This window comes from Aliivibrio finisterrensis (genome assembly GCF_008933155.1).
Taxonomy (GTDB): domain Bacteria; phylum Pseudomonadota; class Gammaproteobacteria; order Enterobacterales; family Vibrionaceae; genus Aliivibrio; species Aliivibrio finisterrensis.
On the sequence record NZ_WBVP01000131.1, the window covers coordinates 1 to 251 of the forward strand.

A 251-nucleotide genomic window follows, 5' to 3' on the forward strand; every position below is an offset into this window, starting at 1 on the left:
ATAATGTTGGGTCTGTAGCTCAGTTGGTTAGAGCGCACCCCTGATAAGGGTGAGGTCGGTGGTTCAAATCCACTCAGACCCACCAATACTTTTCCAGTAAGTATTGGTGATAACATTATATTTTGGGGCTATAGCTCAGCTGGGAGAGCGCCTGCCTTGCACGCAGGAGGTCTGCGGTTCGATCCCGCATAGCTCCACCATCTTTAAGTATTCTCCTTGAGAGTCTTTAAAAATGGTTTGAAACCTTTTTT

The 251-nt window shown here is 46.2% G+C and carries 2 tRNA genes; both read left to right on the forward strand.

What is annotated here, in order from left to right:
- The first annotated feature begins 8 nt into the window (after nt 1–8).
- A tRNA-Ile gene (locus tag F8B77_RS17420) sits at nt 9–85 on the forward strand.
- A 39-nt stretch (nt 86–124) separates the two neighbouring features.
- Nucleotides 125–200, forward strand: a tRNA-Ala gene (locus tag F8B77_RS17425).
- Nucleotides 201–251 lie beyond the last annotated feature (51 nt).